The sequence below is a fragment of the Aquipuribacter hungaricus genome (genome assembly GCF_037860755.1).
GTDB classification, from domain to species: domain Bacteria; phylum Actinomycetota; class Actinomycetes; order Actinomycetales; family JBBAYJ01; genus Aquipuribacter; species Aquipuribacter hungaricus.
The window spans coordinates 1-602 of record NZ_JBBEOI010000523.1 but is presented as its reverse complement, the minus strand read 5'-3'; the positions used below and the strand labels follow the sequence as shown (position 1 = coordinate 602).

The window sequence follows — 602 nt, the reverse complement described above, 5'->3', positions numbered from 1 at the left end:
CAGGCCATCGCCGACGCCAACGGCGGCAACCGCGCCTCGGACACGCCCGGCTACCAGGCCAGCGTCGACTACGTCGTCCAGACGCTCGAGGCGGCCGGCTGGTCCGCCGAGGTCGAGCCCTTCACCTACGACGCCGCCGACGTCGTGCTCCAGCAGCTCACGCCCACCGCCGCAGACTTCCCGGCGAACCCGGCCACGGGCACCGGCGAGGGCGACGTCACCGGCACGGTCCAGGCCGTCGACATCAACCTCACCGCGCCGCGCGCGAACTCCAGCGGCTGCGAGCCCGAGGACTTCGCCGGCTTCGTCGAGGGGAACATCGCGCTGCTGCAGCGCGGCACCTGCTCCTTCTCGGTCAAGGCCATCAACGCCGAGGCCGCCGGGGCCAGCGCCGCGATCCTCTTCAACCAGGGCGACACCGACGCCGTCGACCGCAACAACGCCGTCAACCCGACCCTGGGCGGCGAGGACGTCGTCGACATCCCCGTCGTCGGCACCTCCTACGCCGCGGGCGCCTCGCTCGCCGCGCCGGGCTCCACCGCCCGCGTCACCATCGACTTCTACGAGGTCACCTCGTACAACGTCATCGGCGAGCTCGCCGG

At 72.6% G+C, this 602-nt stretch carries 1 protein-coding gene; it reads left to right on the top strand.

Annotated elements, in window-relative coordinates:
* The coding region (locus WCS02_RS20970; protein ID WP_340296238.1) for a PA domain-containing protein at window positions 1-602 on the top strand (602 nt) is incomplete at both ends.